General features: G+C 39.1%; 20 protein-coding genes and 1 tRNA gene. 4 read left to right on the top strand and 17 right to left on the bottom strand.

The genetic code is table 11. The annotated features are described in order from the left end of the window. Positions 1-74: 74 nt before the first annotated feature. The 3 genes from AAG747_RS11835 to AAG747_RS11825 all read left to right on the top strand — a co-directional run bounded on the left by AAG747_RS11835 (position 75) and on the right by AAG747_RS11825 (position 4,297). On the top strand, positions 75-2,429 hold the full coding sequence (locus AAG747_RS11835; protein ID WP_346821384.1) for an ABC transporter permease: 2,355 nt from the start codon (positions 75-77) through the stop codon (positions 2,427-2,429). 390 nt (positions 2,430-2,819) lie between these two features. Further along, complete coding sequence (locus AAG747_RS11830) at positions 2,820-4,139, top strand: dicarboxylate/amino acid:cation symporter (protein WP_346821383.1); 1,320 nt, start codon at positions 2,820-2,822, stop codon at positions 4,137-4,139. A 74-nt stretch (positions 4,140-4,213) separates the two neighbouring features. Beyond that, a tRNA-Leu gene (locus AAG747_RS11825) sits at positions 4,214-4,297 on the top strand. A 323-nt stretch (positions 4,298-4,620) separates the two neighbouring features. Here the strand turns inward: AAG747_RS11825 and AAG747_RS11820 are convergent. From AAG747_RS11820 to AAG747_RS11755, 14 genes are all read right to left on the bottom strand, one after another. Continuing rightward, positions 4,621-5,166: a DUF4303 domain-containing protein gene (locus AAG747_RS11820; protein ID WP_346821382.1), complete on the bottom strand. Its 546-nt coding sequence runs from the start codon at positions 5,164-5,166 to the stop codon at positions 4,621-4,623. Positions 5,167-5,311: 145 nt separating this feature from the next. Further along, positions 5,312-5,884 (bottom strand): hypothetical protein, encoded by a 573-nt coding sequence (locus AAG747_RS11815; protein ID WP_346821381.1) that lies wholly within the window; start codon positions 5,882-5,884, stop codon positions 5,312-5,314. Between the two features lie 238 nt (positions 5,885-6,122). Continuing rightward, on the bottom strand, positions 6,123-6,485 hold the full coding sequence (locus tag AAG747_RS11810) for a DDE-type integrase/transposase/recombinase (RefSeq protein WP_346821380.1): 363 nt from the start codon (positions 6,483-6,485) through the stop codon (positions 6,123-6,125). A gap of 478 nt (positions 6,486-6,963) precedes the next feature. Further along, complete coding sequence (locus AAG747_RS11805; protein ID WP_346821379.1) at positions 6,964-7,428, bottom strand: hypothetical protein; 465 nt, start codon at positions 7,426-7,428, stop codon at positions 6,964-6,966. A gap of 315 nt (positions 7,429-7,743) precedes the next feature. After that, positions 7,744-9,195 (bottom strand): serine hydrolase domain-containing protein, encoded by a 1,452-nt coding sequence (locus AAG747_RS11800; protein ID WP_346821378.1) that lies wholly within the window; start codon positions 9,193-9,195, stop codon positions 7,744-7,746. A gap of 183 nt (positions 9,196-9,378) precedes the next feature. Continuing rightward, a complete protein-coding gene (locus AAG747_RS11795; protein WP_346821377.1) occupies positions 9,379-10,887 on the bottom strand; it encodes a serine hydrolase domain-containing protein in 1,509 nt (502 codons plus the stop codon). A 243-nt stretch (positions 10,888-11,130) separates the two neighbouring features. Further along, complete coding sequence (locus AAG747_RS11790; RefSeq protein WP_346821376.1) at positions 11,131-11,925, bottom strand: RDD family protein; 795 nt, start codon at positions 11,923-11,925, stop codon at positions 11,131-11,133. Positions 11,926-11,982: 57 nt separating this feature from the next. Further along, positions 11,983-13,407, bottom strand: a complete 1,425-nt coding sequence (locus AAG747_RS11785; protein WP_346821375.1) for an amidohydrolase family protein — start codon at positions 13,405-13,407, stop codon at positions 11,983-11,985. Between the two features lie 415 nt (positions 13,408-13,822). Then, entirely contained in the window at positions 13,823-14,251 is a 429-nt protein-coding gene (locus AAG747_RS11780) for a DUF1330 domain-containing protein (RefSeq protein WP_346821374.1), read from the bottom strand. A gap of 241 nt (positions 14,252-14,492) precedes the next feature. Beyond that, positions 14,493-14,891 (bottom strand): hypothetical protein, encoded by a 399-nt coding sequence (locus AAG747_RS11775; RefSeq protein WP_346821373.1) that lies wholly within the window; start codon positions 14,889-14,891, stop codon positions 14,493-14,495. Continuing rightward, the gene (locus tag AAG747_RS11770; protein WP_346821372.1) at positions 14,875-15,636 is read right to left on the bottom strand and encodes a class I SAM-dependent methyltransferase; all 762 of its coding nucleotides are present in this window, start codon (positions 15,634-15,636) and stop codon (positions 14,875-14,877) included. The genes AAG747_RS11775 and AAG747_RS11770 overlap by 17 nt, the downstream gene beginning before the upstream one ends. After that, entirely contained in the window at positions 15,624-16,367 is a 744-nt protein-coding gene (locus tag AAG747_RS11765) for a DUF2071 domain-containing protein (protein ID WP_346821371.1), read from the bottom strand. Before AAG747_RS11765 ends, AAG747_RS11770 begins: the two co-directional genes overlap by 13 nt. Before the next feature lie 11 nt (positions 16,368-16,378). Further along, complete coding sequence (locus AAG747_RS11760) at positions 16,379-16,759, bottom strand: DoxX-like family protein (RefSeq protein ID WP_346821370.1); 381 nt, start codon at positions 16,757-16,759, stop codon at positions 16,379-16,381. Between the two features lie 467 nt (positions 16,760-17,226). Continuing rightward, positions 17,227-17,673: a BT0820 family HAD-type phosphatase gene (locus tag AAG747_RS11755; RefSeq protein ID WP_346821369.1), complete on the bottom strand. Its 447-nt coding sequence runs from the start codon at positions 17,671-17,673 to the stop codon at positions 17,227-17,229. A gap of 940 nt (positions 17,674-18,613) precedes the next feature. Between AAG747_RS11755 and AAG747_RS11750 the strand changes: the two genes are divergently transcribed. Continuing rightward, positions 18,614-19,834, top strand: a complete 1,221-nt coding sequence (locus AAG747_RS11750) for a nucleoside permease (protein ID WP_346821368.1) — start codon at positions 18,614-18,616, stop codon at positions 19,832-19,834. A 179-nt stretch (positions 19,835-20,013) separates the two neighbouring features. Here the strand turns inward: AAG747_RS11750 and AAG747_RS11745 are convergent, their stop codons facing one another. The 3 genes from AAG747_RS11745 to AAG747_RS11735 form a co-directional block, all read right to left on the bottom strand. Then, positions 20,014-21,252 (bottom strand): efflux RND transporter periplasmic adaptor subunit, encoded by a 1,239-nt coding sequence (locus tag AAG747_RS11745; protein ID WP_346821367.1) that lies wholly within the window; start codon positions 21,250-21,252, stop codon positions 20,014-20,016. 83 nt (positions 21,253-21,335) lie between these two features. Continuing rightward, positions 21,336-25,682 (bottom strand): CusA/CzcA family heavy metal efflux RND transporter, encoded by a 4,347-nt coding sequence (locus AAG747_RS11740; RefSeq protein ID WP_346821366.1) that lies wholly within the window; start codon positions 25,680-25,682, stop codon positions 21,336-21,338. 327 nt (positions 25,683-26,009) lie between these two features. Beyond that, on the bottom strand, positions 26,010-26,327 hold the full coding sequence (locus AAG747_RS11735) for a DUF6660 family protein (RefSeq protein WP_346821365.1): 318 nt from the start codon (positions 26,325-26,327) through the stop codon (positions 26,010-26,012). Positions 26,328-26,427 lie beyond the last annotated feature (100 nt).

The following is a 26,427-nucleotide window of genomic DNA, read 5'->3' as shown; positions in this document are numbered from 1 at the left end:
ATAAAGATAAGGGCTTGTTTAAGAATTTTATTATAACTGCGTTTCGAAATTTATATAAATACAAGCTTTACTCCTTGGTAAATATTTTAAGCTTGTCTCTGGGGGTTTCGTTTTTCACTCTCCTGTTTGTTATTATCCGTTTTGAGCTGACTTTTGATCGTTTCCATTCTCATGCTGACAGAATTTACCGGCTCACTGAGCAAATAGATAAAAACGGAGTAGGGGAGCACTCTGCCAGTGTGCCATATCCCATGGCGCCTCTATTACAGCAAAACTATCCCGATTTTGTAGAAAATGTTGTTCGCCTTTTTAATTTCCAACTGCCGTATCACCGAATAAAGGTTAATAATAAAATCTATAATGAAGCCGGGTTCTATTTAGCTGATCCCTCTTTTTTTGATGTTTTTGATTTCGGCTTACAACAAGGCGATCCCCATACGGTGTTTTACAAACCCAATACGGTGGTCATCACTCCGAGGATTGCTAAGAAGTATTTTGGAGAAGAAAATCCCATTGGAAAAACAATTTATTATTCCCGCGATGTCCCCTTGGAGGTAACCGGAGTGTTTGAAAAAAACCGCTTTCATTCCCATATCTCTTTTGATCTGATAGCTCCCTTTGCCGTAATAGACAGTATTGAACCGTACTATAAGAAATCGCTGAACCAGATGGTTTGGAATCCTTGTTGGACGTATGTGCTCTTGAAAGAGGGAGTTGCCCCGGAGGATGTGGAAAGCACCTTTCCCGACCTGATTGAGTCGCGATTTCCCAGTGAGATCAGTGATCAGTTAAGTTTGTTTTTACAACCCCTTGAGGAAATTCACCTGAATTCCAAACTGGATTTTGAATTAGGGCCAAACAGTGATTACCGTTACATTGCGATTTTTTCAATTATTGCCGCCTTAATCTTATTGGTCGCCACTATTAATTTTGTCAATTTGAGTACTTCCCGTTCGGTTTTGCGGGCCAGGGAAATCGGAATACGCAAAGCGATCGGTGCCTTTTATATAGAGTTGATCGTTCAATTTGTCATTGAGGCATTAATCATCAGTCTAATTGCTGTTTTTCTGGGTTTGATTCAGTTGGAGTTGATTGTGCCAGTGGTAGAATACATTACCAACGGTCAGGTATTGTCTACGGATTTTGACCGCCAATTGATTTTTGTCTGTGCTTTTAGTTCGGGGATTTTGGTTGGTCTGCTTTCTTTATTATATCCTGCCTACTACTTGTCCAACTTTATCCCGGCTGAAGTAATCAAAGGTGCTCCCAGTTTGGGAGCTGTTCAACGAAGGTTTCGCAGTGGTTTGGTAGTGTTGCAGTTTGTGATTACCATTAGTTTGATTATCAGCACTTTGGTTAGTTTGGAGCAGCTTTGGTTTTTGCAAAAATCCGATTTGGGCTTTAATAAAGAAGAAGTATTGGTTGTGCCCATGCCTCATCATGAAAACCGGGTGCGGTACGAAGCTTTTAAAGAGCAACTAATACAGAGTGAATTAATAGAAGGGGTCTGTGCTATGGAAGATGTATTGGGTAGCAAGCATCAAACTCATCCGTTTTACCGCAAAGGACAGGAAAAATCGGTGATATTTCTCCCTTCTTTACTTGTATGTGGCGGCTCATTTCTTCAAGTGTTTGACATTAAACTTTTAGCAGGGCGGTATTTTGATAAAGCTAATGGAGACAGTATACGGGCGGTGATCATCAATGAAGAAATGGTGAAATATATGGGGTGGGAATCACCGCAGAAAGCCTTGGGGCAAGCGCTTTATTCTTATGGTGGGAAGGAGAAAGTAATTGGTGTGGTAGAAAATTTCAATTTCGAATCCCTACATAATAAAGTAGAACCCTTTTTATTGGATATGCCCAATTCGAGGCGTAGCCGCAATTACTACCTGAAATATGCTGCGATAAAACTCAATAAAACCAATGCGGTAGCGGCTAAAGCCGAAGTGAAAAAAGTATGGAGAAAGATCAATCCCAATGAACCTTTTGAAAGCTTTTTTCTGCATGAGCAATTGAATCAACTTTATGAAAAAGAACAGCGCTTGGGCAAAACATCTATGTATTTTGCGTGTATTGCTATGCTAATTGCTTGCATTGGCATGTTTGGTATGGCTTCGTTTATGGTAGATCAACGCAGAAAAGAAATCGCTATTCGCAAAGCCTTGGGTACAACTGATATGGAAGTAGTACTTTTGTTGGCTTCCGACTTTTTCCGCTATGTGTTGATGGCCTTATTAATTGCCTGGCCATTATCTTATCTGATGATGAATAGCTGGTTGAATACCTTTCCTTATCATATACAAATCGGGTGGTCGGCTTTTGTCGTTAGCGGTGCCGTTATCTTTATCATTACCTTACTCACGATCAGTTATCATACGCTAAAAGCCGCATTGCGCCAACCCGTTCCGAGTTTACAAGCCAATTAATGTAAGGTTTTTTTTCCAAGAGTTCTTCCGGCTGTTGTCTTGGCAAGTCGCTCCTTGTGGGTTGTCTGATATTGGGATGGCCGGCCGGATACTTCCTGGTCCGGCTCATATTGTGAGCCAGGTAGCAAGTATAAATCAACGGATTGACAGATTGAACGGTAACAAACTCAGGTCGCTTGAGGATTTTATTTTATATTTGGAATCTTGATAAGTCCGAAGCTTTCATTTTCAAGATCTCGGTCGGACCATTTGAGCTGTAAAAGGATTTTATGGATCTTTGAAAAGGTATTGTGAATGAGTGGGTTGTGTGATTTTCCATAAAGGTTCCGAATTTCTGCTGTTGAACAATCAAGAAATCCAATTAAACAAGACAGATTAGTAAATTTAACTATGAAGAGAATTCCTTTACACTGGCAGATTATTTTTGGAATGGTACTAGGGGTAGCCGTGGGCTTGGCATTTAGTTTGTCAGGCAATGCTGCATTTGCGATTGACTGGATCAAACCCTTTGGGACTATCTTTATTAACTTATTGAAACTCATTGCAGTACCACTAGTATTCGTATCTCTGGTCAATGGGATTACAAGTCTTACCGATATCTCCAAGCTCTCTAAAATGGGTTCGCGTACTATGGGGATTTATATCTTTACCACCGTTGTTGCGATTTCATTGGGTTTGGTTTTAGTGAATATCTTAGAGCCAGGAAGTGGGTTTTCCGAAGAAACCCGGCAGGAATTAAGTGAGAAATTTGCTACCGACACGCAAAAACGATCGGAAGTAGCGGCAGCAGTAAAAGATCAAAGTCCATTGCAACCTATCGTGGATATGGTGCCAGGCAATATCTTCCTCTCTCTTACGGATAACCGGAATATGCTTCAGATCATCTTTTTTGCCGTGCTGTTTGGTGTGGCAATGGTGATGATCGATGGACAAAAAGTCAAAACACTGAAAAACTTTTTTGACGGTGCCAATGATGTGATCATCCAGATGGTAAACATCATCATGAAATTTGCCCCCTATGGGGTTTTTGCCCTGCTCACCTCATTGATTGCCGATTTTGCCGGGGAAGACCCGGCGAAAGCCTGGGAACTACTGGTCACTTTGGGATATTATTCATTGGTGGTGGTTGCAGGGTTGTTCCTGATGGTGTTTGGGTTTTATCCACTGTTGGTGAGGTTTACTACCGGAATGAATTTCGGAAAACTTCTATCTTCGATCGCTCCGGCACAAATGATGGCCTTTTCTACCAGCTCCAGTGCGGCCACCTTGCCTGTTACGATGAATTGTGTGGAGAAAAACTTGGGGGTAAAAGAAGAAACGGCAAGTTTCGTGTTGCCTTTGGGAGCTACGGTCAATATGGATGGTACCAGTTTGTACCAAGGAGTGGCAGCGGTTTTTATCGCTCAAGCTTATGGAATAGACCTTAGCCTGGTACAGCAATTGGGAATTATCTTAACCGCTGTATTGGCTTCTGTGGGAGCGGCTGCTGTGCCGGGAGCTGGAGTGGTGATGTTGATTATCGTATTGGAACAAGCCGGAATTCCAGTCGATGGAATTGCCTTGATCTTGGCTCCGGACCGCCTTTTGGATATGTGCCGGACAGTAGTGAATGTGACCGGAGATGCTTCCGTCAGTTTGATTGTAGACAGAACTACAGTAAAGAAGAACGAAGAGCCTGAGCCAAAATCGGTGGAAACCGTAGAAAGTTGAGGTAATGGCAGAAAAAAATAATTTTAATTTTGTAAAAAAGAAAAAATGCCTTATGTTTGCACAGCAAATTTGAGGCCTAGGTGGCGGAATTGGTAGACGCGTTGGTCTCAAACACCAATGGCCATTAGGCCGTGCCGGTTCGACTCCGGCTCTAGGTACTAAACGGGAATAAGCTGATTTTTCAGTTTTGTTCCCGTTTTTTTATGCTCGTTTTTACTGATAATGCAGAGATTATGTTGAAAAATTGAATTTCCTCTGAAGGTTTGATAATTTTATCCTCAAAGCATTTTGTAGTAAATTCTTCTATTTTCAAATTCAAATACGCCACTTGTATACGTCTCTGTCAATGCCCTGCAACGGTCGGTCTTATGGGGTATGCGAGGTTTTAAGGTTATTCATTTTTAGTTTAGAACAAACGGTAGCCGAAACCTCACCTTAGCAGCACTTAAACTAGCCCTTGTTGTGTGTTTGGCTTTTATACTTACCACGTCTTCATCCATTTTAAATATTCATCTTTATAATCATTGTCATTCAGTTCGATTACTATTTTCTCAAGTTCTTTGTTCTCAAACTCGAAATCTGAAACAGAAAAGATTAAAAAAATATCTTTTCCAACAATGTTTTTGAAAAAGGCTTCTTTCTTTAGTTTGTTGAGAACGTTAATACACGTTTTAAAAAGATGGTTCCTAAAGGTTATAAAGGTTTCTTTTTCTTCATTCTTGAAGTCATCTTTTTCGAGTTCAGTTCTTAATTCAGTACTTATATTATTAAATTCTTCCTCTGCACCAACTGATTCATATTTCCATTCGGCAGGTTCATATTTGTAATATGACAGTTCTTCTTTTTCTTCTTCATCCAAGTTGTTCAAAAAATCAATGGTGTTTGTAGAAGGGCAAACAGTCATTGCGCCACCGTCACTGTAAAGCGAAAAACCATAAATTTCTTCGTCTTTATGGGTATTGAAAATTTCAATGAAGGCTTTTTGGGTAGCACTTTCAATTTTTTGTTCTAATTCTTTGAAATTCATAACTGTTGTTTTGGGTTGACATACAACGGTTGGGATATGAGTAGTGCGGGATTTTAAGGTTCTTCATTTTTAATTTAAAACGAAGGGTAACCAAAGCCGAAACTTTGTCTTAGCACTTAAATCCGCATCAATTGTAACCGGTTTTTTATATACTAAATGTTTGGTCTTTCTTTTTCGCTGAATATTTTAATTCAAACTCTCCGTCAGACAGATAAGGTTTGCTTGCGATTTTGATTTGTGTATAATCAAGTCTATATTCTCGTAAGCACCGTTTAATTGCTGCAATCCCTTTTTCTTCATCAACCACATCACAAAATATATTCAGAGCATATTTTTTGGGGAAGTTAATTTGTTCTCCCATATCAAAGCCATCAACGTGTCCAATGCCTCTCCACCCTAATTCACTATTAAGATATTCAGTTACTTTTTCTTTTAACCAATGATCACGGTTATTTCCTTTCAAACTTTTCATCGGAAATTGAACCACAAGAAAACAAATGTCATTGTCCGGTATTTCTTTGTAACCCTCGGGCTCAAACCGTTCTTTGAAATATTTTATCGCATTATTTTCAGAATTAAACTTTTCTGATACGTTAAATTCTTCTGTATTTCCCTCTTTGCCAACTTTTCCTGTATGAATGATCATTTTATTATTGTCGATCCAATATTCGGCGTATAGTTTATTTCCTTTATTATCGTCTTTATATAGTTTTATCATTTTAAAATTCTGTTTGGGTAAATTGATTCTAACGTACTAGGCTATGAGTATTTGCGTGTATTCGCACTTAACTTTACAAGTACACGCCAAACTGAAAACTCAGAAGGAAAATATCAAAGTAGGTGAGAACAAGCAATTACTTATAGCCATTGTTGTGTGTGGTTTTTTTAATTTGGTCCATCAATTATTGGGTCGGGATTTACGTCAAATTTGTTTGTTTTCTTATTGTATGTCGCAATTAGATAACCACCCATTCGACCTCCATGCTGTTGGACACCGACCAGTGTACCACATAACGGCTGTACAGGTCGATGATGGCCATCAGGTACATAAATCCGTTTTTCATCGGTATATATGTAATGTCGGTAGCCCACACCTGATTGGGGTGACTGATTTCCAGGCCCCTCAAAAGGTACGGGTACACCGGGTTTTCCTGGCTCGGCTTGGAAGTATGGGGACCGGGCAGCAATGAACGCAACCCCATTTTTCTGTAATACAGGCTTGAGCGGCTTATCGACAATAAAATACACTGTTGTACCAGGCTCAGGCTTGCATGATCCTTGTCTATCATGGATTTGCGTTCCGGTACTGTTTTTTTCACGACAAGGCTTTTTTTTAAAAATCAAGTTCCACTTTTTGCCGGCCGATGATTTTCAATAACTTCTCTTCTTTTTCTTCGGCTTCCGTCCTGGCGCTTTTCTTTTCACTATGGCCGAATACATTTTCTGCGCCTTTTAGAAACTCCCGTTTCCATGTCCTGATCTGCTGGGGGGGTGCACCTCATACTTTTGGGCAAGTTCCGATAAACTTTCCCGCTCTTTTAAGGCTGCCAAAACCACCTTGGTCTTGAAGGCTGATGTGAATTTCCTTCTTGTCATATCAGTAAATTTAATGGTTTATTTTTAAACTTAATTTACTGTCCGAATTTTTGGGGAAACATTAAATAGCTTTGGCTATTCTCTTTAAAAAGTGCCTTGATGAGCCGATTTTGATTCCATCTTCGGTCAAAAACTATACGTTTAAACCACTTCATAAATATGATTTGATAGTCTTCTTGACTTTTGTTTCTTCTTTTGTCCTTAATTCTTTCTAAAACAAGGGTAATGATATGCCTCTAATTTTTGTTGCATTTCTTCCCAAAAAGAACCTTGGTATAGGTTCATTAAGTATATTTTTTTCCTCCTATTGCTATTCAAAAAACTGAGCTCAATTCCCTCTCTAAAACTTTTTCCTCCTCCCTTAGAATAGTAGCCTACACAAGAAATCTCACTTTTTAAGTAGGTTTCTTCAAACCAGAACATGATCAAATTCTTAACCTTTAAATGTTTGTCGCTCAGTTCTATATAATACAATTGCAATGTTCCCAATATTAACATTGCTATAAAAAAAGATATAGGCAATAAACAAACCCAAGAACTGAAGAAACTTATTCCGTATTCAAGTCCAATTAATAGTACAAAAAATAAGCCTATAAAAATTTGAATGAGGCCTGCCCCTTTAAAAGTATAATGTTTAAAATTATAATAATCTACTTTTTTCGACATAAAAAAATTATTTAAACTATAAGCTTGATTTTGAGTTGATTTAAACTTTTGATTTTTCTTAGGAAATCACCGAAAAAGTCATAAAATGTAAGTTCATCCGGTTAGTCATCTAACGGTAAATTCAAACCTTATCGACAATGCTTTGAATCCATATCCGGGCATTGGTATGTTCTATGACCGTTCCCTATTTTCCCGAAGCTCTTTATCCATAAATCAAGCTTTTATTAACATTGTAACTATAATTTAATGAATGGCAACGGTCTCGCTTATGAGTAAGGTCTCCTAAATGGTTTTACTTTCTTGTTTTGGTTAGCCTTAGTTTTTTAGTTCTTCAATTTTATTTTTCATCTGTTCATTATAATTCCATTCATTATCTTCATTTAGCAAAATGGCTTTTTTATAGCTTTCAATTGCATTGAGGCTATCCTTTTTTATTTCATAGACTTCTGCCAAACTAGCCATTGAAACCCACCAATTAGGATTTGCCTCCACATTAAATTTAAATGCGTCAAGTGCTTTTTCCGGGTTCTTCTCACCGTACAAATACGAATTCCCTATACGATTAATGTTCCATTTCAAATTATCAAAGTCAGAGTTTGGGTTTTCTCTTCTTAATTTTTTGAATGATTGAGTGGCCTCATTAAATTGACTGTTTATCACAAAATTCATAACCTCTCCTTCCATCGTTAAATTTTTGGCTTTTAACTCAGGAATCGCAATTCTTGCTATGTCATTAATAATAATGTCATATGCTGGGATTTCATAAGCATTTGACAATAAGATAATTGTTGTTTTATGATCCACAAACTTTCGAAATGCGGCTAAATTTCCACCTGAAAACCCATAGGAATTTAATCCGTTTACCCGGTAATTGCCCCAACCATATAAAAAATTGTCTTTTTGATTCTTGAAATTGAATGGCTTCCACATTTTGGATTTCATGTTATTGTTTAACAGTACATTGTCATCTAATTTCTTATTCCATTCAATGAATCTTTCAAGTGTGATATTCAGTCCGTTTCCGGAATGTCCTCTTCTACCACTGTTATTGGTATCTTTTTCAAATTCTTGCGTTTTGCCATTATAAAAATATCTGGTAGCACGATTGGGAATAATTTCTTGTGAGTTAGAAGAAAATAAAACCCCAGTGGTAGAATTATCAAACTGATTTTTAAGAATGTAATTGTCAAAGGGCATTCCTGTAACTTGCTCAATACTTTGAGCAAGTAGCCAATAATTAGTTTGATTATACCGGAATTGGTTTCCAGTAACAAAATCCATGTTGTCTTCGGATAGTTTTCCTATTAATTCTTTATCGGTTAAAGTGCTTTCGTACTTTATGATATCGGGTAAACCGGAAGAATGACTTAATAGGTTTTCAATCTTAACGTCTTGCCATGGTGGAGGCAAATCAGCAATATATTTTGAAATTTTATCATCTAAATTTAGTTGCCCATTTTGTATAAGCTGAAATACTCCCGTTGAAGTGATAAGTTTTGTGGCGGAAAAAATTCTGAATAGGGTGTTTTTATCAACTTGAGCATTGTTCTCTAAAGAGGCTTTCCCAAAGTAATCTTCATAAATTATCTTATCCCCCTCAACAACGGCCAAAGCCAATCCGGGAATGTGATGCAGTTCCATTGTTTTAGAAAGGTAATTGTCGATCTCGTTTTTTACTTCAGCTGAAGTAATTTTCTTTGTTTGGTTGGTGCAAGAAATAGAGAAAAGTATGCATAATAAGAAAAGTAAAGCTTTGAATATCTTCATTGTTTTGAAAGCTAGATTTAATAAATAGGATGCTAATTTTTGCATGTTGCAGAATTACTGCCAACGGTCTCGACTGTGAGTAGTTTGCCTGGGTTAACACTTAACTTTACAAGTACACACCAAACTAAAAACCCGGGGGGATTTTCAGACGTAGGAGGGAACAAGCAATTGCTTATAGCCTTTTTAATGTTCCACTTTTTTGTAAATTAATGAACCGGTTAAAAGGGTATCATTTTTTATTTTAAAATCTCTTATCAAAACGCCTAAATTACTAAAATAGCTGCCTTCCTTTTTTTTATAAATTTTTCCATTTAGGATTCCCCACTTAAAAATGTAGTAATTATCTTTTCTATCAATGGAAATACTTGGCCAATTTGCTGTGTTTTGATATGTGCCTAGTATTTTGTGATTAAGGCTACTTTCTGTTAGAAGTTGAGAATCTTTTGGATATGACATTTCATTTTCATGCTCAAAACTTTTGTCGAAGTTTGGTTTTTCACTGTTGAAGATACTGTCTGTTGGTAATGCATTTATAAGATTGTAAGCATAATTTGCCATTAAATGAGGGAATATATAAGCTCTGTTATCATTTGAAAATGCAATAATTCCAATTTTTTTCTCTGGCATAAATGACATATGGAAACTTATTCCTGCCAAGTTTCCAAAGCGTGTTAAGATTTTTTGTTTTTGATATTCAGCAATATCCCAACCTAAACTGTAGCCAGTACGATTGTAAGTGAAATATTCTTTGTCTTGAGAGGTGGTCGGAGTATGAAGTTCTGTCCAAGAACTTTTATTCAGCAAAATATTGTCTTCTCTAATGTTGGCACTCAGCCATTTGGAAAGGTCGTTTATGGTTGAAATTATTCCACCGGCTGCGTGCATTGTAATGTCTTCTTTGTAAAAGCCTTTTTCAATTATTCCTCTTTCTTTGGAAACTGTAAGTGATGGTCGAATTGCTTTAAAGTTATAATGGCTAACCTGAGTACTTGTGTTGGTCATTTTTAGAGGTTTGAAAATATAGTCTTTCATTTTGCTTTTCCACGTTTCTCCTGTTACGTTTTCCACAACCATACCTGCGATGATTGACCCCACATTGGAATATCGAAATTTGCCTGAAGGGTCAAAAAGAAAGTCGGTATTTAAATCATTGATTAACTCTTCATTTTGACCATTATATCCCAAAAAGGCTGTTTTCCACGTCATACTGGTGCTAAATGTGCCGTGAGTGTGATTTAAAAGATTTCTAACCGTGATTTTCTTTGTATCAATGTTGTCGTTGTAATTTAATTGTGGAAGGTAATGATAAAGTGATTCGTTTATATCGAGTATTTTTTTTTGGTCTAATATTTTGAGTAGTGTTCCTGTAAATGCTTTGGTGCTGGATGCAATGTAAATGGGGGAGTTATTATCAAGCGATGATTTTTTGCCATTTAAAATCTCTCTGTTTATAGCAAAAGAATAAGCTAATCCATTTTCATCAACTACAGCAAAAATAAAATCGCCAAACAATTCTTTTTCTTTGTAGATGTCTTTTACTTGGCTTTCAAATTTTGATGAAAATTTAGGATGCTCTTCTTGAAATTTCCTTGTGTTTTGAAGTGTAGAATATTTGCTTGTATTGCAAGAAAATGTAAATAACAAAAATAGTATTAAGTATTGCGGTCTGAAAATTCGATGTATTCTGTCCATTCTTTTATGGTTTTTATATGGGTAAGGCATTCAAATTGGTTTTTTAATTGCATATAACGCCCAGGTATGATGCTGTGCCTCTGGACTAAGAGCATAGTTAAATTTCACCTTTCGGGCTGAACATTTTCATCATCAAAGGGACGGCCCCGGCAACGAATTTTAACCATGCTCTAAATTACTTTCTTATAAAGTAAGGGATTTGTAGTTCAGTTTCAAACTGGTAGTTTGAGACATGCGTTCATATCATTTGTTGTGCACTTTGGGATCGTTCAGGACTATGCTTGCACTTAAATAATCATGAATTGCGTGATGTTCCGGATTAAGGTTGATGGTTAAGAAAGAAAGCCAGCCCAATATGATTTTACTTAAGATTCGAATGACTCCTTGAAAAAGGTTAATGTTCTTCGATGTATCTTGAATAGCTTTTATTTTAATTCTCATGATCTTATGTCCCAATGTTCCTGCAAAAGCTGTTAGCATAATGGGTTCATAAAGTATTGCAATAACAATGTAGATGATAAATGATGTCGGCCTGTTTTCCGGGTTTTTGGTCAAAATCATTAGGGTGGCAAATATCCCAACTAGCAGAAGTCCCTCTAGCAAAGCTGCCTTATATCTCGTCAGCAAATAGGGGTAATCAAAACTTTCAGAATTGATCTTCATTGCTTCTTCCGTAGCCTCAACTTGTAGCTCATGGCCGTTTGAAAAGAATGGTTTAATCTTTTTGGAAATATGTAATACAACAGCAAAAAAGACATTATACAATCCAACAATATAGAGGCCCTGCGAATCCAGTTGATAAACACCGACCAAAGAGATTGCTCCGTTCAAAATGAGAATCATAGAAGCAACCCACTTTGCCCATTTATGTCCTAGGAATACGAATATTAAAGGAATCCCGACGATAAGAACCTTGACCACTGTTTCCTCAATTTCTGCTTCAGTGATATGTCTAAAAACTAATTCAGAAATTATAAGTAACACCGTCAGGAGTACTAGGTAGTAAAGTCCAGTTTGTTTTGCTGATTTTTTTTCCATGGCGAAATTAGTGTACAACGGTCTCGGCTATGAGTAGTTACCTGGTTTAGCATATTATTATTTTCCTCTTATTTTTTTGAGGGTTTCTTTCCAATTATATTTCTCTTTGTTGGCTTTGTTCCATTTCGCCACCTCTGAAAGCATCGTATCCATTTTATGTTTATCAAGCCACTGGCCATTCACAAAAACTCCGGAAATTTTACCCGTATTGCGAATGTTTTCCAAAGGGTTTTTGTCTAATAATATTAAATCCGCAAACTTGCCGGGTTCGATTGTTCCTATTTTATCGTCAATTTCTAGCCACTCGGCAGCTAAACGTGTAGCAGCGGCCAGGGCTTCTTCATTATTTAAACCGGCTTCTGTCAAAAGTTTTAATTCATCATGAAGTGAAAATCCCCATACGATACCTGACGTTCCTGCATCTGTTCCCGCTACTATAGGGACTCCTTCTTTTTTAAACGCCTTGACAATCTTACGGTGGAAGTCAACCAGTTCATCGTAGTAAGCAATTCGTTGGGCATTTGTACCTTGATTGTATTGATTAGAGACAATCCATTTGCTCTGCATTAGCGGATGCACATATTTGAAACTTTCAAGATTTCGAACGCTATCGAGTGAGCGTGCCTGTTTTGCGATGTACACAAGGTTAGATAAATTCGGAATTAACCAAGTGCCATTCTTTTTGCTCATGCTTGCAAACCTTTCGGCTTCTTTGTCGGTAAACCGGTCTGTTTGTTTAGAAAATTCTTCTGCATGTGCAACCAAACCGAAATGCGGTACAAAAGCTTCTTCTGTATTGTTTTTAAATTCATTGGGTATGTGCCCGACAACTTTCATTTTTTGCTTTTCAGCTTCGTCTACAATCGCCTTAAACGTTGCTTTATTCAATTGCGAATATACTTTTATGAACTCATAACCTTCCCCTTTTGCAAGCCTAACGGTTTGCCTTCCTTCGGAGGGTGTTGTTGCAGTCATATTGGCATTACTTCCATCTATTAACCCTGCTAAAGCGATTCGGGGTCCTATAATATCACCTCTTAATATTTCGTTTCGTTGTCCAATATGTTCTGCCCTTGCGCTTAGTTCAAATACGGTAGTCACTCCATTCGCCACATAAAGTGTCATAAAATTTTGTGTATCAAAATGTAGTGCCGGGCCTTTTGTAGGATAAGATTTATACGGTCCATCCGCCAGGTTATGTACGTGCATATCAATGAGTCCGGGAATGAGCCATTTTCCTTTTCCGTCTATTGTTGTTGCACCGGCAGGAATCCTATCATTAATGGATAGTATTTTTTTATTCTGAATGACTATGGTTGCCTTTTCGATGACTTCATTGTTCATTGTCATCGGAATTATGCTTACGTTTTTGATGGCATAAGTAGTGTTCTCTGGATTTTTGATTTCTATTTGTGATTTGTTTTGTGCATGTAAACGGAGGCTGATAAATATCAATAGAATGAGAAGTTTTGAGTATTTCATGTAGATTTTTTGATTGATGATGGGGCGATGAGTTCCGGCTTTTGTTACCGTAATTGTCGAGGATCTCGACTAAACTGTGTTTTCATGCAGTTTAGGTTTTGTTGGGGAGAGTTTATTTTCTCCTAATATTTCGAGATGCATATAATCTTTATATGTTTCATATTCTTTTGTCCATTTGAATCCCAACTTTTTCAGCCAAGGCTGAAAATCATCATAATAACTTGACAAAAAAGAAATAACTTCTTCCTTATTTAAAGGATGAATTAATATTTCTGATAAAGTTGATATTTAATGCTTTTTTGATCCCCCACAACGGTCTCATATATGATTTGTAGCGATTTTCGAATCTACTCAAGATGAACTTGGCTAAGAGCCGAAAGCCTTGAATTTAACATTTCACCCACCATAAGCATTGTTAGGTGTAATTTTTTATTTCGGCTGAGGGTAATAATCTTGAATCTTCTAATGCCGCGGTACGATGCCCTGCATTTTTCAGATAATCTTTATTTTGGGCAAATTCCATAAACTTCAAAACAGATTCGTGCTCAACCAATAGTACAGCATCCCATTTTTCCGGGTCGGGTCCTATTAGAAAACTTTTGCTCTGTCCATAATAGATAATCCGGCTTCCTGCTTTTTCTAATTCAGGTAAAGTGTAGTCCATATACAATTGGTAGGCTTCTTCACCGCTGATTTCCCGAGTAGGTTTTAATTCTTCGAAGTTTGTGTAATCAGCCGTTGTTCTAAACTTCAGTAAATTCAACATTACGATTTTTCCTTTGTCGTGGAAATTTTGATAAAACTCTTTTCCTGCTTCAGGATTTGTGTCAATGTATTTACTCATGATTTTAATCTATTTCAAGGGGTAAATTACTTCCAACTACCGGATAACCAAAATATTCCATTTATCCATAGCATAATAACACAAGTATAATACTTTAAGAGAAAAAATACCAAATTCATCTTAGTATGCGTATTCCCGGTTTTGTGAAAATAGGAGGTGTTAAACGGTAAAGCCGGATGATTGAACTTCTTTTAACTGAAAAAAAGTGCGCTATGTGAGCACAGTTTGTTTGAATGAGAACTCAACTCATCCAATACACAGCCAGAAAGATGCCGGTGAGATAGGTCCAAAGTGCGGAAAATACAATATGAACGAAGGTTTCGAATTTCTTGCCGCGCCAGAGTTTGGAGGAATAGCCGAAAAATTGAACCAGTAAGCGGAGTAGCCAAAAGATTCCCAATCCTAATGCGACTTTGCTTCCCAAAGGTGTGTGCAATAGCTCTTTTGCGGAGGTTACACATAGTAATCCCATAAGCAACACTATTAGGGCTACGAAAAAGGTATGGATGCCCATCATTTGCTTATTGATCAGACTGAGTGACTTAAGTTCGTTTTCCCAATTGAAATACTTAGGAAAGATGACATGTATGCCTGCCAATACGATAAGGAGTGTGCCGGTAATTTTAAGATGGATTTCCATTTTCAAGAATAAAGAGAGTGATAAAGGGGGTAATGTTTTTTTTAGTAACGATGTGCAAGTTCGCTTTTTGAAAAGAAAGCAACCAAGAGGATTGAGGAATAAAATGAAAGAAGCCGATAGTGTAGGCGATAAAGTTTGGGAGGTTTCTTAAATGTTCAACAATCACAATTTGCCCCGATGGTTTAAGAACTCTTCGCAGTTCATGAAAAAATTGTTGCCGCTCTGATTCCTCTCTGATTTCGTGTGCGGATAGTAAAATAAATACGATATCGGTTGTGTGTGAGTCCAAAGGAAGTTGGGTGGTACTTGTCTTCCGGGTATTCGGATAAGGAGGGTAGACTTTTCTGGCCCGCTTTATGGAAACTTCCGTGTGCTTCGCAGGGTCGTAAAAATCGAATACGGTAAGTCCGGCATCCGGATAATGGCTGTTAAGGAGTTGGCTGGTTTCGTCAAATCCGGCATGAATGTTTAGTATCCGGGCTTTCTTTACTTTTTTGACATAGTTTAGCCAAGTCATTTTGTACAATGAAGAAAAATCGTAAACATACATGGAAACCAATAAAGAAATCAAGCTGGTTACAAGGATTAAAATACTGATTACACTTGGGTAAATCCGGAATGAAACGGGGAGGTACTGGCTGCCTGATAGTGCCACTATAGCTATCCCAAAAGCCAATGCGTAAAAATGCCAGTTGAACCGGATAATGTTCCATATCCCCTGAAAAGGTTTTCTTATCCCTGCCATGTTTCTACTTTGCCTTTTTTCCAATAATAAGGAATGTTTTGAATGTAAAATGCATTGGCCAACCGGATGTCATGAAGGTTTAAGGAATCCAAAAAAGAAATCCGGTGATGCTTTACCTCCAGGGGTTTGGGTTGCCAGTTTTGTCTTACCCCTTCAATGATGACGACCTTTTTAGAAGCGGGCAGGTAAGTAAATGTAAATGGCAGGGGTCCGGCAAACCGTCTGGCTTCTTTCCAATTGGCAAAGGGGGATTCCGGAGGAAGTAAAAGATCTTGTTCCGGCTTTTCCTCTATTTCAATGCTAAAGTCAGAGTACTTTGAGGTGAACTTGCTTGTGTTTGGGTGACGGGTTTGTTGGATATCCGTAGTAGTGTATTGGTAATGCGTAAACAGGTTTCCCATAAATTTCATTTGAGCGCTGTCCGTTTCCGATTTAAGTATATATAATCCTCTTAGCCGTTTCCCTTTTGCATTGACATACCGGACAAAAACACGGTATCCTATAAGGAAAAAATTATTCCCTAAAAAACCGGGAAAGCCTTTGGGTCTGAGGTTGCGGGTTTGAACCATGGCAATGGCAAGAAAAGCCCATTGATCTTGGAACGTATCCAAGCTCAGGCATTCGGGGATCAATGCTTGTAGTTCTTTTTGGGGAACGGCAAAGGTTAATACCACCGAACGCTCAAAAAAAGCTTCCACGGCAAAAGGATGATTCTTTAAAGTTGAGAGCATAGAGGATAAGGTTAGGTAGTTTTGCGATTCAGTATAAACTCATTGAAGTAAACAAGTATACAAAACAATAAAGCAAAGAGTAAATTGAATTTTCCCCAAAGTAATAAATCCGGTGCAATGATCAATTCCAGGATATTCATTACTACCACAATCAGGATTTGGGTGATAGCGTTGATGCGGGAGTAGGTTCTACTGATGATCCAGACGACCATAAAAACTTCTGAGGTACCGATCATTTTGGTGAAAATATCAGCATTCTCATTCCCCAATATGTGGGCAACAATTTGTTGGTGCCTTGGAACCAGGTTCAGGATTTTACAATAGAATCCGTTGATAAACCATACAAGGGCAATGGAGAAGGTCAGGAGTTTGTGAGAGGTTTTTGCATTCATCGACTTAGCGTGTTTTCCGGCTAATGTAGGGCCTATAAGGGAAAGAATTAGGGGTGAATGCAATTTATGTATGCAGGAAGGTGGTTTTTCAGCTAAAAGAAAATTAAAGCCTTATCGGGTTGAAAACCTATGAAAAAGCGAAAAAATACACTTTGAAAAATTCAATACCATGTAAGAGTTGTATAGTTATTGCGTTATAAATTATAACATGGTTAAACATGTAACTATCCTCAACTTAAGCCGTTGCAGTGTTTTACTGCAACGGTTCTTTTTTATAACGAGTGAGTCGTTTGTTTGAAGAGTTTATTTTGAAGTGAATTTAACCTTTTTCTTTTTCCTGAAAAATGTTTCAAAAACGCCTCCTCTGTGTTCCTTTTTTCAACAATAGCTTTGGCTATTCTTTTCAAAAAGTGCCTTGATGAGCCGATTTGGATTCCATGTTCAGTGTAAACCACTTCTTTATTAGTTTACCAAGCGAGTAGTATATTGAAGAATGATTTAAAATTAAATCCGGGTTTGTTTTTGGGTGAATGTTTTAGTTTTTCTTCTTGTCTGGGGGCGCGGTAGCCAATAGAGCTTTTGTCAAGGAGTAGTTCCCGGATTTTTTCCCAGCCGATAAAGCCGCCAATATTCCGGTCGTCAATATATACATCGGCATAGATTTTTCGACTTACTAACTGGTCAAAATCTTCATTCGGGCGACTGTGATTGATAGCATAGAATTCCAAGCCTCGTTTTCTGCAAAATTCCACCGCTTCGTCCAGTTCGGCACCATCCCGGTAGGTCCATAATATAAGCTGATGTCCTTGCTTTTGTAGCTCTTTAAGTACGTCAAAAGCCAAGGGTTTTGCATTGCCTATTTCCGGATACCTGTGTTCTACAATGGTTCCATCAAAATCTACAGCTATTATCATAACAAGCGTTTTTAAGAAGTTCCGATTTTCTGGTTTCAAGAAATTGCAGTTGAATTTATAACTGCTTTGGTTTGTGATATTTGTTAAAATACTTACATGGTGTTTTATCCGGCTATTACCTTGGTCGAACGGAGTTTTTTTATGTTGATTTGCATGCAATAATCCCTTCCATACAAAGTCTAACCTTCTTCTGTAATCTTGTGAATAGGTAGTTGAGGTGATTGTTTAAAAAGATATGGGATTGAATGTAAAGGACAAATCGGCTGTGTAGTAATTGATACTTCAAAGTACGGAAAAATTCATAATGGATCAAAGAATATTACAATTAATTAACAAAACTTACATGTTTTTTGAGCGGGAAAATTCTGCCGGATTGTGCTTTAAGTAGTTGAAAATGATAAACAAACGATTGTTTAGAATTAGGGAGCTAGTGAAAAAATATGAAAATATCGGAAAATTGCTACAAACCGAAAGAAAAGCAATTCTCAACAGTATCTGTTACCTGGCCTGGTGGATAACGGAGTGACTTGTAGTGCTCTCGCAACCGGATTGATAACAATGTGGAAATAGGCCTTAAGGTGTTTGCAGTTGGCAAGTATAGTGTCTCTGTATGTAGAGCTTGTTTACGCTTGGTGGTTTGTTTGGGAAAGGGTATCTTTAAAAGGCATAGCTTTTATGGAAATGATGTTAGCTGTTTGATTAGTAGTGGATTATAGGGGTTTGATGGGTTTTGTTGTGAAAGGCATGTACCCGAAATCTTCCGGAAATGATTTTCCGGGATAGGGGAGGAAGTTCTTTTTGAGTTGCATGGAGGATTACGTAGATTTTGTATATTTACAAGAATGATCGGGCTTTTTTGACATACTTTAAAGTTATGAACCTCTAAATTGCCTAATTTGTAAATAACTTGTTAAAATAATAGCTAAACGAAAAAGTAAATATGAAGTTAAAAGTGCGCTTTCAATTATCGTCCATGATGTTTCTTCAATATTTTATCTGGGGAGCCTGGTCGGTGACAATGTCCACCTATTTAGGAAAAACATTAGGGTTTAGTGATGTACAGATTGGAATGGCTTACGGAGCCGGTGCCATTGCCGCCATGATTTCCCCGTTTTTTATGGGGATGATTGCCGACCGTTTTTTTGCCTCGGAGAGAGTTTTGTTTGTATTACATTTGGTGGGTGCTGTTTTTCTTTATTTAGCTGCCGATGCCACCTTATTTGACGATTTTTACCTACTGCTTTTGGCTTACACGATATGTTATATGCCTACCATCGCTTTGACCAATTCCATTTCCATGAATCAAATGAAGGATCCGGGAAAAGAATTTCCGGGGGTGAGAGTGTTAGGCACAATCGGATGGATTGCAGCAGGCTGGACGGTAGGGCTGCTGAATATCGAACACCAGGCTACTACTTTCTATATTGCCTCGGGCGTTTCGGCATTGATGGGTTTTTACTGTTTGTTATTACCGCATACTCCTCCCAAAGACAAAGGAAAGAAAGTGGGTATCAAAGAGGTGATCGGTTGGGATGCTATCTCGTTGTTTAAAAGCTTTTCCTTCTCTGTATTCTTTATCGCTTCTATGTTGATTTGTATCCCCTTGTCATTTTACTACAACTTTACCAATGCCTTTTTAAATGAGCTGGGGATGGAAAATGCCGCCGGAAATATGTCTTGGGGACAAGTGTCCGAAATCTTGTTTATGCTGGTAATGCCGTTTTTCTTTATCCGGCTAGGAGTGAAGAAGATGTTGATGGTAGGGATGTTTGCATGGGTGGCCCGCTATATCATGTTCTCTTACGGAAATATTGATGAAGGAATCTGGATGTTGTTTGTGGGAATTGTATTGCACGGAGTATGTTATGACTTCTTCTTTGTGACCGGGCAAATTTATGTGGACAAGAAAGCGGGTGAAAATGTAAAAAACGCTGCACAAGGATTGATTGCTTTCGCTACCTATGGGGTCGGGATGTTTATCGGAGCTTATATCAGTGGACAGGTAGTTGAATATTATAAAACCGAAGGAACCGTTCCTCACGATTGGTCGACCATCTGGATGGTACCTGCCATGGCCAGTGGTATTATTTTGATTCTGTTTACCATGCTATTCCACGAAAAGAAAAAGCAGAAAGAAGAAGAGCCGGCTATGGCTAATTAATCTGAACAAAGCTTAAAAAAACAATATATAGCCACAAAGGCACTAAGGTTTACAACAGAACTACTAATGATAAATCACTTTTTGTACAATTTTCTGTGTCTTAGAGTCTTTGTGGCATTTTATATTCTTTTAAGTAGCCTCTTTTCTTATTAGGAAGATATTTAATTAAGGATTCATTTCTAATGGCTGTGCCCTGCTTCGCTTTTCAGCATGTCGGCCAGCAAATAGTAAGCTCCCTTGGTAACGATTGGAGCATCCGGGGCGAGCTCTTCCATGGGTTTAATTTCAATATAGCCTTCTTCCTGAATTCCCGTAGTTACTTCCATCATTTTAAAAGCCCATTCCTCTTTGTCTCGTTCATCCGAATGAGAATGTGCTTCGCCTTCTTTATGCAAATGCTCGTGTGGCTTTTGATCTTCTTTGATGAAAATATAACTTTTGCCTTTATCAGTCACCACACTGCCTTCGGGAAGGGCAAGTACTTTGGTGTCATTGGCAATGACTTTTCCTTGAATATACATTCCCGGAATGAGATCATCTTGTTTGTTATGGATTTCAGCATGTAGATGAACTGCTTTGGGATCGCTTTCAAAAGCTTTGCTGACGGAGTAAATTTCAGCCGTGAATTCCCGGTTGGGAAGGCTGGTGACAGAGAAACGCACCCCTTGTCCTTCTTTTACTTTATGTACATCTTTTTCATATACCATAAAATCCGCATGGATATGGCTGTTGTCCACAATCTCAAACAATTCTTGTTGCGGTGGAACGTATTGCCCGGTAACGGTTTGTACGGTTTTTACAAACCCTCGGATAGGAGATTTTATCGGCACTTTCTCGTATATGGTGCCCTCAGCAATTTTTTGTGGACTCAAGTGCAAAAGCTTTAACTTGGCAGCGAGGGCTTTTTGTTTAAACAGGGCTGCGTTGTATGCACTTTTGGCCTTTTGAAACTCTTTGCCGGAGGATACTTTTTCTTCGAATAATTTTTGTTTTCGCTCATACTCTTGTTTTAAATAATCAATTTGCGCACAGACATCCAGGTAATCTTGTTGTATTTGAATGAAGTCCGGATGTGATAGCCAGGCCAAGACTTGTCCTTTGCGAATTTTATCTCCTTCAATCACTTTGATCTGATCAATATTGCCTCCAAGGTAACTGCTTACTTTCGCTTCATTTTGAGGCGGAACTTCCAAAATTCCGTTTACACTCACCGTGCTATTCATTTCCCGGTAGCTGATGTTGCCTAATTCCAACTCAATAGCTTCCCTCTGCAATTTGGTGAGAGAAACCTGACCTTCAACGTGGGCATGTTCTTCTTCATGGGAATGGCCTTCTTCAACGTTTTGAGGCGCTCCACAGGATGTAATACATACGATCAGGGTGCTGAATATGATGATGCTATTTATTATCGATTTCATTGTATTTCAATTTTTAAAAATTAAGTGACTGTGCCAGTGTAAAAACATTCGATATGATTTTTCGCTGACTTCATTCAGCCGGATTACTCTCTTACTATAAAATTCAACCGGTTGATTTTTTGATGATATTCCAACAGGTATTCTAAGAATTCCAGTTTGGTATTGACTGCCTGGTCCAGGGTTTGGATATAAGCTACATAATCCAATTCCCCAAAGCGATACCCTTTGTCAGCGGCCTCGATTTGTTGCTCGGCCAGGGGTAAAACCTGTTGTTGGTAATAGTCTAAAGTACGGGCCGTTTTTTCTATCTCTTTTTGCGTTTGCTGATAAGAGGCGTTTAGCTCTGTTTTACGGAGTGCCAACTCCTGTTCCATTCGTCTTTGCTCGATTCTAGCCGCCTGAATAATACCCTGTTGGGGAGAGAACCATAACGGAATACTTAAGCCAATCTGATAACTGTAAAAGCCCGTTTGCCCTCCGATTTTTTGCTGCCCGTATTGCAAGCTCAGTTTGGGTAGCAATTGGGCTTTTTGTACTCTTACCATTTGCTCACTGACTTTTAATTGCTGTTGCAAAGGTTGTAGCAATGGAGAGTTTTCCGGGCTTTTCGGCAAAGAAGAAGGAGGCCGAACTTCCAGTAATTCTTCTTGTGAGTACACGTCAAATGAACCTTCTTGCATTAGCCATTGATTAAGGGCTTTTAAAGCAATCTTATAATCATCGTGAGCTTGTTGAGCTAAGACTTTAACTTTCTGATACTTGCTCAAGGCTATCAAATATTCTATTTGAGAGGTCTCTTCGGTTTGGTACCGGACTTCAGCCGCATTTTTAAAGTTTTGATAAATACTATCCAACCGAAGGGTGAGAGCCCTTCTGCTTTTGGCGTAAGAGGCGGTATAGTAAGCCTGAGTGGTATACTGAACTACTTGTCTCTCGGTGAGTTGTTTTTGACTATGAGCAAGCGTGACTTGTTCTTTGTTTAGCCGGCTCTTGCTAAATCCTCCGAAGATATCGATGTTCTGTTGACTGATACCAATCAAGGTAGTTACTCCTCCTTCACCATTTCCTTTTTCTTCTCCTCCGGTAAACACTTGCGTTTGCCCAAGGTCCCAACTTGTTTTGGATAATGCCTGTTGTTTCTCGATCGCAAGTTGGGCAGACTGAACGGCCGGATAGTTTTTTCTTGCCAGTTCCTGTGCCTCTACTAGCGGAATAGTAACCGCTTCTTGAGCAGCCAGAGGGTTGTCTATGCTTCCTAGTCCCAGTAATAAAAAGCCTGGCAAGAGCCATTTGGCGGTTACCATGGAGGAGGTTTTGGTTTTACGGTTTTCTAACCAGTGGTATACTATAGGAAGCACAAACAATGTCAATAGGGTAGAGGTCAATAAGCCTCCGATCACTACCGTAGCCAAAGGACGCTGTACTTCCGCGCCTGCCGAAGTGGAAATTGCCATTGGCAGAAAACCCAGGATATCGGTGGATGCAGTGAGTAAAATAGGCCTCACCCGGCTGCTAGTCCCTTGAATAATCCTTTGGAACAAGTCATTTACTCCTCTTTCTTTTAATTCATTCAAGCTACTGATCAATACCAGGCCGTTGAGCACTGCCACTCCAAATAACACAATAAAACCGACTCCTGCCGAAATACTAAAGGGCATGTCTCTGAGCCATAAGGAAAAAATGCCTCCGATGGCCGCCAAAGGAATGGCCATATAGATCATCAAGGTTTGACGGAACGAATTTAAAGCAAAATAGAGCAGTACAAAAATGAGTGCCAAAGCCATCGGTACTACCAAAATCAGCCGCTTCTGTGCGCGTTCGAAGTTTTCAAAGGCTCCTCCGTACCGAATAAAATAACCGGCCGGAAGCTGCAATTGCGCGTCCAGTTTTTGTTGGATTTCTTTGACTAGCGATTGCACATCCCTGCCACGCACATTTATTCCTACATAGGTTCTGCGGGTGGTATTCTCCCTGGAAATTTGCATTGGACCCGGTTGATAACTAATATGTGCAACTTCTTTTAAGGGAATTTGTTCTCCGTTAGGCAAATTGACAAACAAGTTCTTTAAGTCATCGATGTCTGAGCGTTGGGATTTGTCTAGCCGGACAACTAAATCAAAGCGCTTTTCCCCTTCAAAGATCACCCCGGCTTTTCCTCCGCTAAAAGCCATGCTGACTATAGTATTAAGGTCACTGATCGTTAAGCCGTATTGGGCCAGTTTGCCCCTTTCATATTCTACGGTCATTTGAGGCAGGCCACTGGTAGCTTCCACATTCATATCGGCTACCCCTTGTATACCAGAGATGATTTTTCCGATTTCTTCGGCTTTTTGGGCTAAAATGCTCAAATCCTCTCCGTAAAGCTTGATGGCAACATCTTCCCGGACTCCGGTTAGCAATTCATTAAACCGCATCTCAATGGGTTGGGTAAATTCATAGTTCACTCCGGGAATGTTGGAAACGGTTTCTTTCATCATCCGGATCAGCTCCTCTTTATCGTTTGTGGTTACCCATTCCTCCTGTGGCTTGAGAGTGGCAATCACATCGGCAATGTCCATTGGCATAGGGTCCGTGGGAACTTCGGATACACCGATCCGGCTGACAATCTGGTCAATCTCCGGAAATTTATTCAAGAGGAGCTTTTCGATTTTGGTAGTGGTTTGAATGGCTTCGCTCAAAGAGCTGCCGGGCTTGGCGATTGCATGGAAGGCGATATCCCCTTCGTCTAATTGTGGGATAAACTCTCCTCCCATTCGATGAAATATCCATCCGGCTGAAAACAACAACAATAGCGATACACCCAGGATAATGGCTTTTTTGCGCAAAGCCCAAAGCAACATGGGTTCGTATAGCCGTTTTAACCGGAGTACCAGTTTGTCTCCCCAAGTGATTTTCTGCTCTTTTTTTACATTGAGCAATAAAGCTGACATCATGGGGACATAAGTCAGACAAAGCAACATGGCACCCAGCATGGCAAATCCAAAGGTCAGAGCCATGGGTTTGAACATTTTTCCTTCTACTCCGGTAAGGGCCAAAATAGGTAAGAATACAATCAAAATGATTAATTGGCCAAAAAAGGCAGAGTTCATCATTTTGGAAGCCGACTGAGCCGTCATCTTGTCCCGCTCTTTTTGAGACAGTTTTACCGAGCTTTGGGAATTGACCTTTTGAGTGAGGTAGAATACCGTACTTTCCACAATGATTACCGCTCCATCCACAATGATTCCGAAGTCGATGGCTCCCAAACTCATCAGGTTGGCCCAGACATCCAATTGGTGCATTAGAACAAACGCAAACAAAAGCGATAGGGGAATGGTAGAAGCGACAATCAAGCCTCCCCGAAAATTCCCCAATAGAAACACCAGGATGAATATCACAATCAGGCCCCCTTCCAATAAATTTTGGGTGACAGTTCCGGTAGTACTTTTGATCAAGGTACTCCGGTCCAGAAATGGTTTGATTTGCAGGCCTTCCGGAAGAGATTTTTGAATCAGGGAAACGCGTTCCTTTACGTTGGCAATGACTTCGTTGGAATTAGCACCTTTGAGCATCATAATGGTTCCTCCTATGGCTTCTCCTTTTCCGTTTTTGGTAAATGCCCCGTAGCGGATAGCACTGCCATATTGTACTTCTGCCACATCTTTGACCAAAATCGGAATATCATTGACCGTTTGGATGACGATGTTTTCTATATCCTTCAGGTTGCGGGCCAAGCCTTCGCCCCGGATAAAATTTGCCTTGTGATTCTTTTCAATATAAGCTCCTCCGGTATTTTGGTTATTCTCTTCCAGGGCCGAAAAGATCTCCCGGGTCGTAATCCCCAGGCTTTTTAATTTGTTGGGGTTAATGGCAACCTCATATTGTTTGATATTTCCACCAAAGCTGTTGACTTCTACGACTCCCGGCACCATAGCCATTTGCCTTTTCACAATCCAGTCTTGAATAGTACGCAGCTCAGTAGCGGAATACGTTGAGTCATAGCCGGATTGGGGTTCGATGGTATATTGATAAATTTCTCCCAAACCTGTGGAAATCGGTCCCATAAAAGGTTCGCCAAAGCCCTTGGGAATCTCATCTTTGATTTCAGTGAGCTTTTCATTAACCAACTGGCGAGGGAGGTAAGTCCCCATATCGTCTTCAAAGACAATGGTCACTACGGATAAGCCAAACCGTGAAATGGAACGTATTTCTACGACTCCCGGCAGATTGGCCATGGAAAGTTCCACCGTATAAGTGACAAACTGTTCAATATCTTCGGTGGAAAGATTGGGTGCGGTGGTAATCACCTGAACTTGGTTGTTGGTGATATCCGGTACGGCATCCAAAGGAACTTTGGTCATGGAATAAACTCCGCCAACGATTAATGCCAATGTCATTAAGCCGGTAATGAGTTTATTTTTTATGGAATAATGAATAATGCGGTCAATCATAAAACTTACAATCTTTATCGTTTAAGCAAATTGTACCGATAGAGACAGGTACATAATCCACTAAAACTCTCTCCATACAAGAATGATGGAAAAACGTACTTGCAAACAGAGCCTAAAGCATCGAAACGTATAATGCTTCTTGCCTGCCAAGCAGAGTAGCTTAGAGAAAAAGTGAACAAATGCGAATTTGAAATAGAAAATCTTGGGAGAAGTGTACCAGGTATAGGCCTGAAGTGCTAATATGAGTAAGTCATACGAATTGCGAACAGAAGTATACCTCCTTTATCCTTTATAAGGAAAAGGACACAATAATCCCTTGAGATAAGCTTAAACGATGGGAGGGCGCCAGAACCTAAAATCCTTAAAGGAAATTAGTGTTTGGTGGTAATCCTCTTGAGGAAGAGGGAACGTATGATATGAGATGGGAATATACACGACAGGCATTACTACATGTACCTGACAGCAAGAACAACTACACAAAGGAGAACACATATCCGGATGTGCTTCACCGGTATGGTCATGATCGTGCTTTTGCACTGCGATACAGGCATGCTCTGACTCTTGGCTTTCAATTGCTTGATCAGAACAAGGCAGAATTGCCAAAAAGCAGAGGTATAGGCCCCATATGAAGGTTGTGCTATTCATTTATGAAGCAAAATTAGTATTTTTTGGCAACTTTAACAATTTGATGAGAGAGGCTTTGGAAAACCAGAACTGCTTGATGTAGCGTTCCTCTTTAAAAAAT

It is taken from the genome of Rapidithrix thailandica (assembly GCF_039710355.1).
Taxonomy (GTDB): domain Bacteria; phylum Bacteroidota; class Bacteroidia; order Cytophagales; family Flammeovirgaceae; genus Rapidithrix; species Rapidithrix thailandica.
Note: the sequence above shows the minus strand (reverse complement) of the source record. Positions and strands in the feature narration are given on the sequence as shown.

Bases quoted from the DNA above. Each gene is read 5' to 3' on its own strand.
- AAG747_RS11830 (WP_346821383.1), top strand. From the start codon at position 2,820: ATGAAGAGAATTCCTTTACACTGGCAGATTATTTTTGGAATGGTACTA.
- AAG747_RS11820 (WP_346821382.1), bottom strand. From the start codon at position 5,166: ATGAATTTCAAAGAATTAGAACAAAAAATTGAAAGTGCTACCCAAAAA.
- AAG747_RS11815 (WP_346821381.1), bottom strand. From the start codon at position 5,884: ATGATAAAACTATATAAAGACGATAATAAAGGAAATAAACTATACGCC.
- AAG747_RS11805 (WP_346821379.1), bottom strand. From the start codon at position 7,428: ATGTCGAAAAAAGTAGATTATTATAATTTTAAACATTATACTTTTAAA.
- AAG747_RS11800 (WP_346821378.1), bottom strand. From the start codon at position 9,195: ATGAAGATATTCAAAGCTTTACTTTTCTTATTATGCATACTTTTCTCT.
- AAG747_RS11795 (WP_346821377.1), bottom strand. From the start codon at position 10,887: ATGGACAGAATACATCGAATTTTCAGACCGCAATACTTAATACTATTT.
- AAG747_RS11790 (WP_346821376.1), bottom strand. From the start codon at position 11,925: ATGGAAAAAAAATCAGCAAAACAAACTGGACTTTACTACCTAGTACTC.
- AAG747_RS11785 (WP_346821375.1), bottom strand. From the start codon at position 13,407: ATGAAATACTCAAAACTTCTCATTCTATTGATATTTATCAGCCTCCGT.
- AAG747_RS11780 (WP_346821374.1), bottom strand. From the start codon at position 14,251: ATGAGTAAATACATTGACACAAATCCTGAAGCAGGAAAAGAGTTTTAT.
- AAG747_RS11775 (WP_346821373.1), bottom strand. From the start codon at position 14,891: ATGGAAATCCATCTTAAAATTACCGGCACACTCCTTATCGTATTGGCA.
- AAG747_RS11770 (WP_346821372.1), bottom strand. From the start codon at position 15,636: ATGGCAGGGATAAGAAAACCTTTTCAGGGGATATGGAACATTATCCGG.
- AAG747_RS11765 (WP_346821371.1), bottom strand. From the start codon at position 16,367: ATGCTCTCAACTTTAAAGAATCATCCTTTTGCCGTGGAAGCTTTTTTT.
- AAG747_RS11760 (WP_346821370.1), bottom strand. From the start codon at position 16,759: ATGAATGCAAAAACCTCTCACAAACTCCTGACCTTCTCCATTGCCCTT.
- AAG747_RS11755 (WP_346821369.1), bottom strand. From the start codon at position 17,673: ATGATAATAGCTGTAGATTTTGATGGAACCATTGTAGAACACAGGTAT.
- AAG747_RS11750 (WP_346821368.1), top strand. From the start codon at position 18,614: ATGAAGTTAAAAGTGCGCTTTCAATTATCGTCCATGATGTTTCTTCAA.
- AAG747_RS11745 (WP_346821367.1), bottom strand. From the start codon at position 21,252: ATGAAATCGATAATAAATAGCATCATCATATTCAGCACCCTGATCGTA.
- AAG747_RS11740 (WP_346821366.1), bottom strand. From the start codon at position 25,682: ATGATTGACCGCATTATTCATTATTCCATAAAAAATAAACTCATTACC.
- AAG747_RS11735 (WP_346821365.1), bottom strand. From the start codon at position 26,327: ATGAATAGCACAACCTTCATATGGGGCCTATACCTCTGCTTTTTGGCA.